The 7,419-nt window shown below is 63.2% G+C and carries 6 protein-coding genes, 1 tRNA gene and 1 pseudogene; 3 read left to right on the plus strand and 5 right to left on the minus strand.

Annotation, left to right across the window (positions count from 1 at the left end):
* The 5 genes and pseudogenes from ABYW26_RS07950 to ABYW26_RS07970 all read right to left on the minus strand — a co-directional run.
* Positions 1 to 688 (minus strand): annotated as a pseudogene (locus tag ABYW26_RS07950) (N-acetylglucosaminyltransferase); the annotation flags it as partial.
* Complete coding sequence (gene galE / locus ABYW26_RS07955) at positions 685 to 1,677, minus strand: UDP-glucose 4-epimerase GalE (protein WP_372604240.1); 993 nt, start codon at positions 1,675 to 1,677, stop codon at positions 685 to 687. The gene galE and the pseudogene ABYW26_RS07950, both read right to left, overlap by 4 nt.
* Complete coding sequence (locus tag ABYW26_RS07960) at positions 1,674 to 2,645, minus strand: UDP-glucuronic acid decarboxylase family protein (protein ID WP_372604241.1); 972 nt, start codon at positions 2,643 to 2,645, stop codon at positions 1,674 to 1,676. The genes galE and ABYW26_RS07960 overlap by 4 nt, the downstream gene beginning before the upstream one ends.
* Before the next feature lie 367 nt (positions 2,646 to 3,012).
* Entirely contained in the window at positions 3,013 to 4,401 is a 1,389-nt protein-coding gene (locus ABYW26_RS07965; protein WP_372604242.1) for a tetratricopeptide repeat protein, read from the minus strand.
* A gap of 221 nt (positions 4,402 to 4,622) precedes the next feature.
* A tRNA-Ser gene (locus ABYW26_RS07970) sits at positions 4,623 to 4,712 on the minus strand.
* Positions 4,713 to 4,924: 212 nt separating this feature from the next.
* Here ABYW26_RS07970 and ABYW26_RS07975 point away from each other — a divergent pair.
* The 3 genes from ABYW26_RS07975 to tmk form a co-directional block, all read left to right on the plus strand.
* The gene (locus ABYW26_RS07975; RefSeq protein WP_372604243.1) at positions 4,925 to 5,866 is read left to right on the plus strand and encodes an SPOR domain-containing protein; all 942 of its coding nucleotides are present in this window, start codon (positions 4,925 to 4,927) and stop codon (positions 5,864 to 5,866) included.
* Between the two features lie 7 nt (positions 5,867 to 5,873).
* Entirely contained in the window at positions 5,874 to 7,061 is a 1,188-nt protein-coding gene (locus ABYW26_RS07980) for a D-alanyl-D-alanine carboxypeptidase family protein (RefSeq protein WP_372604244.1), read from the plus strand.
* Between the two features lie 2 nt (positions 7,062 to 7,063).
* Positions 7,064 to 7,419, plus strand: a 356-nt coding sequence (tmk, locus tag ABYW26_RS07985) for a dTMP kinase (RefSeq protein ID WP_372604245.1), incomplete at its 3' end; no start/stop codon positions are given.

The following is a 7,419-nucleotide window of genomic DNA, read 5'->3' on the forward strand; positions in this document are numbered from 1 at the left end:
CATTGGCCGAACAGATCGACGGCGCCGAAACATAACCCACCTTGGGATCCGCGAACGGCCGCAGGATTTCCTGAATATAGCCGGGCTGCGGCACGTGATCGGGATCGAACTGAACGACGATGTCGTAATCGTCATAGCCCCAGTGATCGTAGAAATAGGCAAGGTTGCCTTCTTTACAGCGCGCCCGCCGGGGCCATTCGGTGCGGTTATATTCGGGCACGCCCTTGCGCGACGACATCCGCACGTTATGCGCCTTGCACCAGGCGATGACCTCGGGGGTGGGGTCTTCGTCGGCCAGCCATGTGTCATGCGGAAAGTCCTGCGCCAGGATCGCCTCAAGCGTTACGCGCACGACTTCGAAACTTTCCGACGGGGTCTTGGTGGTGATCATCGCCACGCGCCACTGCCCCGGCACCGGATCGGGCGCCGAAGACCGCCGGGCCTGCAGGAACACCACGATGAAATACAGCTGCATCCCCCAGATCCACATCATCGCCGCGGTGACCGCCCAATAACGCACCGGCGCGATGACGTGATACGGTTGCAGCCACCAAGCCCAGAACCAGCCGGCAATGATCAGCCAGATCCCGATCAGCGTGTAATATTTCACCGTCTTCCAGCCGCTGAACATCGGCGTCAGATAGGGGCGCGGGTCGGTGGCGGGGTGATGTTTGCGCGGTGCGGTCATGCCCTGCCCCCGGCTTTGAACCACGGCGCGGCATGGGCGACGATTTCGTCCAGATCGGTATAGCGGGCGCGAAAGCCCAACACTTGTGCGGCTTTCGACGGATCGGCCCTGAGTTCAGCCGCATCGCCCGGTCGGCGCGGGGCAAAGCTTTGCGCCACGCCGCGCCCGGTGACGCGCTCGACCGCGTCGACGACCTCGATCACCGAATAGCCCAGCCCGGCGCCAAGGTTCAGCGTAACGCTGTCGCCGCCGTCCAGCAAATACCGCAGCGCCAGAACATGCGCCCGCGCCAGATCGTCGACATGGATGTAATCGCGAATACAGGTGCCATCGGGCGTGGGATAATCGATCCCATAAATCTGCAACGGCGCGCCGCCTGCCGCCGCCAACAGCGCCAGCGGGATCACATGGGTTTCGGGATCGTGGCGTTCGCCAAGCTCGCCCTCGGGATCGGCCCCGGCGGCGTTGAAATAGCGCAGCGCCACATGCCGCATCCCGCCTGCCAGCGCCGCGTCCCGCAGCATCCATTCGCAGATCAGCTTGGTGCGGCCATAGGGGTTGATCGGCACCTGCGGCGTAGTTTCGGCAATCGGTTGCTGGGCCGGAGTGCCATAAGTGGCGCAGCTTGAGGAAAACACGATCTTATCCAGCCCCTGACGCCGCATCGCCGCCAGCAGTGACAGCATGCCGCCGACATTATTGTCATAGTAAAGTCCGGGCTTTTCAACGCTTTCCTGGACATAGGCAAAGGCGGCGAAATGCATGACCGCGCTGATATCGTGGTCGCGCATGGTCTGGCACAGCAAGTCAGTATCGCCCAGATCGCCGATAACCAGCGGCCCCCATTTCACCGCATCGGCATGGCCGCGCGACAGGTTGTCATAGACCACCGGCTGAAACCCGGCGCGGGCAAGCGCCTTGCAGGCATGGCTTCCGATATAGCCCGCCCCGCCGGTTACAAGAACACTGCTGGTCGGGGCTAAGCTCAAGCTGCACTACCTCGCAGGCGTTGCTGGATGGCCAGTTCGGCGCGGAAATAGGCTATGGTTGGTTCCAGCCCCTCGCGCAGCGGGATTTTCGGCTCCCATCCCAGCAGGTGTTTGGCTTTGTGAATATCGGGGCGGCGCTGATGTGGGTCATCAACCGGCAGCCCCCGGAACACCAGCCCCGAGCCCGAGCCGGTCATCTCGCGCACCAGATCGGCCAGTTCCAGCATCGTGAATTCGCCCGGATTGCCCAGATTGACCGGATCGTTGATCGTGCCAAAGGGGGTTTCGGTCTCCATCAAGGCTACCAGCCCATCCAGCATATCATCGATATAGCAGAACGAGCGCGTCTGGTTGCCGTCGCCATAGACCGTCAGATTGTTGCCGGTGATCGCCTGAATGATGAAATTCGACACCACCCGACCGTCTTCGGGGTCCATGCGCGGGCCATAAGTGTTGAAGATCCGGGCGATCCGGGTCTCGACGCCCCGCCGCTTGTTCATTTCATGGAACAGGGTCTCGGCGCCGCGCTTGCCCTCGTCATAACAGGCGCGCGGACCGATGGTGTTGACCAGACCGCGATAGTCTTCGGATTGCGGCGAAATATCGGGATCGCCGTAAACCTCGGAGGTCGAGCTTTGCAGAATCCGCGCCGATTTCTCTTCGGCAAGGCTCAGCAGATTGATCCCGCCGATGATCGAGGTCTTGAACGTATGCACCGGGTCGCGCTGGTATTTCGGCGGCGAGCCGGGACAGGCAAGGTTGTAAATCCGGTCGATCGGGCCGCCGACGGTGAACGCCCCGACGATGTCATGGTGCAGGAATGCAAACCTTGGATGGGTCAGCAAATCGGCAATATTTTCGTGCCGACCTGTCTCCATGTTGTCAACGCAGATCACCCGGTCGCCTTCGGCGATCAGCCGGTGACACAGGTTCGATCCGATGAACCCCGCCCCGCCGGCAACCAACACAGTGCGACCGGCCTTGTGCGGCTCGCCTTTTAGAAAAGGCGTCCGAAATCTCTTTTGCGATACCATTTTGCCCCCAGTTGCCGCTTTGTCAGCGACACGTATCTCTCACAGCTCCCCAGCCATTAATTCCTCTCCGGAAACCCGAAGAAAGCATTGATATAGCACAATTTTTGGTAAATTCCCACAAGTGGATCTTTAGTTGCCCCGGCGTCACCTTTTCCGCTACAGCCCTGACGTGTCCGGCGGAAAACGGACGCAGCCAAAGGTTGTCGACCAGGCTAATCGGCGGCGCACCGCGCCCGAAAAATAGGCTGATAAAATACCGGTCGATTCGCCTGATGCAAATCGGCCCACCCTTAGCCGCGCATTACTGCGCGACCAGATCCGCGATAATATCGGACCGCATGACGCTGTCATTACAGCGCTCGGGATGATCGAGACCAAGGCAGGCTTTATAAACCGCCCGCAGCGTCGATCGTGTCGCATATCCGTTCAGCTTGCCGGAATAGCTGCCGGTCTCGCGGAAGCGCTGTTGCAGGATGTAGAACGCGACATTGGGATTGGCCCGGACGATCTGCTGAGCCAGCCAGTCGGTTTTCAGATCGGTGCGGGTCACATAGTCCATGGCCACTGGCGCATAGGCCTTGGGCGTGCGCGCTGCCGACGCCCGGAAGGTCAGCGCATATTGCTGGGTCTGCGTGTCGCCCAACAGCGGCGCATAGCGCTCCAGCGCCGCATTGGCAGCCTTCAGATCGCGGCGCACGTTCAGGCCATTGCCATCACGCAGCAGTTCGATCAGGAATTTCGCGGCGGCAACATTGCCGTTTTCGGCAGCGCCGGTCAGCCGGGCCACGGTCTTGTGCCCATCGGCGCGCATGTTGATGCCCCACATGTTGCGGGTGGCCTCAAGAACCGCGATCTCGTCCTCGCCCGCCTCGCGGGCCTTGGCGGCATAGCCGTTGAATTTGGCCCGCGATTTCCGGCCACCGCCCAGATAGCCATACATCGCCCCATGCGCCAAGGTGACCCAAGCCTCGGTCGCGCCCATGTTGGCGGCGCGCACCAGCATCGCCTCGGCCTTGGCCGGAGAGCTGAAGCGCCACATCCAATATTCGCCGTAAACCGCCAGCCCGTGGCCATTTCCGGCCTCGGCGGCGGCCTCGAAATGCGCCAGCGCCTGTTTTCGGTCAGTTTTGATCCCGGTGCCGTAAAGTTGCAGTTTACCCAAGGCGACATGGGCCTCGGCATCGCCAGCCGCGATCGCCTGCTGCAACAGGGTCAGACCGCGTTCGGGGTCGCGGGCCATCGTCCAGCCGCCGATCAGTTGCTCGCCCAGCACCCGCTGTGCCGCCACCTGCCCCTTGTCAGCAGCCGAAGCCAGCAATTCGGCCGCACGGCGCAGGTCCTGAGGCACATCCTGCCCCCAAAGCAAGGACTGACCCAATTCGGATTCAGCATCGGCATTCCCGGCGGCAATCGCCTTTTCCAGCCACATCAAGCCCTCTTCGACATCCTGTTCCAGCACCCAACCATGCAGCAGGTGCTGACCCAACAAGCGCTGCGCATCGACCTGCCCGGCCAGCGCCGCGGTCTCAAGCACCTGACGGGCGCGCGACAGGTCATCAGGTTTGGGATTGGTCCACAGCTGACCCTCGGCCTCGCTGACCTCGGGCGTGGGTTGCGATTGCGCGACGCCGGAAACCGCGCCGAAACACAGCGCCGACACCGCCAGAACCGCCCCTGCCCGTCTGAACATGGCTGAGGACGTGGCAAGCGTGACAGAACCACCTTTGCGAATAGGCGTAGCGCGTTTTTCCAACATTTTGATCTCCCCCGAGTGCCGATAGACAGACCCGAAGGCCCAATCAGGCATTAATTAAGTTTACGCCGGTTCCGGACAAAGACTTTGATTTGGCTCAAATACTTGTCTTGGCGGAAAGGGCGGGGTTTGCGCGGGAAAGGCCGGAAAATATGCACTGGCGGAGGGAGGGGGATTCGAACCCCCGGAAGGCGTTAACCTTCAACGGTTTTCAAGACCGCCGCAATCGACCACTCTGCCACCCCTCCGGCAGGTTTACGGCTTAGCTTGCGCCACGCGATTCTAAAAGACCGGCGCTGGCCGTTTTTTGCCACATGGCTCGGGCCCGGCCTTTCCTTGGCGGCGCAGCGCGGCTATCATGCCGCCGGGCGGATGAGCAGTATCGCCCTCGGCGGAAACACAGCGGCCAGATGGCCGCACGCACGCGGGGAGAAAACCGCGCGGCAACAGGGGGTCAGGCATGAAAATCAAAGTGATCGGGCGCACCGCAACTGCGCTTTGCGTGATCCTTACGATCGCCGGTTGCACCGAGGGCTCGGATTTCAGCCTCTTCCCGCCAAAAGCCGACAGCTCCGCCGTCACCCCGTCGACCACGACCCGCATCGTCGAGCGCGATGTCGAGGCACCGGAGGTGTTTCAGACGGTCGAGGCCGGTCTTTGGGACGGGCGCCCGTCGCTGGGCGGGGTCTGGGTGGCCTATCCCGGCGTGACCGAACCCGAGCGCGTGATCATCCGCAACGAAACCAACGGCAAGTTCGTCATCGGCGCGCTGTTCAACCGTGAACGCGACAATCCCGGCCCGCGCCTGCAGGTGTCGTCGGATGCCGCCAGTGCGCTGGGGATGCTCGCCGGTCAGCCGACCAAGCTGAGCGTCACCGTGCTGCGCCGTGAAGAAGTGCCGGTTGCGCCGCCTGCGCCAGCTGCCGAACCCACCACACCCGCCAAGCCGACCGACACCGAGTCCGAGATCAAATCGCAGGAACTTGCGCCGCTGGCCGCCGCTGCCGCCGCCATCGACGCGGCCGAAAAGAAATCCGCCGCGCAAACCCCGCCGCCGCCCAACCCGGTGGGCGACATCACCCCGGCCGCAGCGGCCCCCGCGCCCGCTGACGTGACCAAGCCTGCGGCGACCAAACCCGCCGCCGCCCCGGCACCCAAGACCAGCGGGCTGGAAAAACCCTATATCCAGATCGGCATTTTCAGCGTCGAGGCCAACGCCAATAACACCGCCATCGCCCTGCGCACCGGCGGCATCGTTCCGACCGTCCTGAAACAGGAAAGTCAGGGCAAGGCGTTCTGGCGCGTTGTCGTCGGCCCGGCGACCTCGGCCTCGGAACGCAGCGATCTGCTGAATAAAATCAAGGATCTGGGCTTTGCCGACGCCTATTTCGTGACCAACTGAGGATGCTTTGACCCACTCACCCGCCCTGCTCCGCCCCGTTCGCCTGTTTCTTGCCGCGCTGGCCGCCTGTGCCGCCGTCGCCGCACCTGCCGTGGCGCAATCGGTCTACGAGACCCGCGCCCGCGCCGCCTATGTGCTGGATCAGACCACGGGCACGGTGCTGTTGGCCAAGAATGCCGACGTGGCGCTGCCGCCGGCGTCGATGTCCAAGCTGATGACCCTGACCATGCTGTTCGAAGCCCTGCATGACGGCCGGGTAACGCTGGACACACAATTCTCGGTCTCGGCCAAGGCGATGGCGATGGGCGGGTCAACCATGTTCCTGAACGACCGCGACCGCCCGCGGGTCGAGGACCTGATTCAAGGCATCATCGTGCAATCGGGCAATGACGCCTGCGTGGTGGTGGCCGAAGGGCTGGCCGGCACGGAAGAGGCCTTTGCCCGCCTGATGACCGAACGCGCCCGCGTCTTGGGGATGGAGAATTCGTCCTTCGCCAACGCCTCGGGCTGGCCGCATCCGGGCCAGCGCATGTCGATGCGCGATCTGGCCATTCTGGCCAATCACCTGATTTCGGATTTCCCGGAATATTACCATTACTTCGGCCAGCACGAATATGACTTTGACGGTCGTGCGCCGCAGAACCGGTTCAACCGCAACCCGCTGCTGAAACTGGGTATCGGCGCCGATGGCCTGAAAACCGGCCACACCGAAGAGGCTGGCTATGGTCTGGTCGGCTCGGCGCTGCAAGGCAAGCGTCGGGTCATCGTTGTGGTGTCCGGGCTGGAAACCGACACCGACCGCGCCGAAGAGGCCGAGCGGCTGATCAACTGGGCTTTCCGTCAATTCGTGCAGAAAACCGTGGTCAAGGCCGGCACCCGCATGGCCGGGGCCGATGTCTGGCTGGGCGATGCCGGCAGTGTCGGTCTGATCGTCGGTGATGATGTCGAATTGCTGCTTCCCGCTATTCAATCGCGCGAGATCAGCGCCGAGATCACCTATGACAGCCCGATTCAGGCGCCGGTCCTGCAGGGTCAAAAGCTGGGCGATCTGACCATCAGCCGCCCCGGTCTGGATGATGTTGTGGTGCCGCTGGTGGCGGAAAACACCGTGGCGCGGGGCGGGTTCACCACCCGGCTGCGCACGGCGTTCGGCGTGCTGCTGGGCAAGATCTCGGCGGGGGCGCAGGAGCTCTGAGCATGGCGGCGCGGGGCATTTTCCTGACATTCGAAGGTGTCGACGGGTCGGGTAAATCCACGCAGGCGCGGGCGCTGGCCGACTATCTGCGCAGCATGGGCCGCGAGGTGGTGCTGACCCGCGAACCCGGCGGCGCCCCCGGCGCCGAGGATATTCGCGCATTGGTGCTGCAAGGCGATCCCGACCGCTGGTCGGCCGAGACCGAATTGCTGCTGTTCACCGCCGCCCGCCGCGACCATCTGGAAAAGACCATCGAACCGGCGCTGGCCGCCGGGGCGGTGGTGATCTGCGACCGCTTTGCCGATTCAACCCGGGTCTATCAGGGCGTCACCCGTGGCGATCTGCGCGGCAAGGTCGA

It is taken from the genome of Actibacterium sp., assembly GCF_041584535.1.
Classification (GTDB): domain Bacteria; phylum Pseudomonadota; class Alphaproteobacteria; order Rhodobacterales; family Rhodobacteraceae; genus Actibacterium_D.

Bases quoted from the DNA above. Each gene is read 5' to 3' on its own strand.
- ABYW26_RS07965 (WP_372604242.1), bottom strand. From the start codon at position 4,401: ATGTTCAGACGGGCAGGGGCGGTTCTGGCGGTGTCGGCGCTGTGTTTC.
- ABYW26_RS07975 (WP_372604243.1), top strand. From the start codon at position 4,925: ATGAAAATCAAAGTGATCGGGCGCACCGCAACTGCGCTTTGCGTGATC.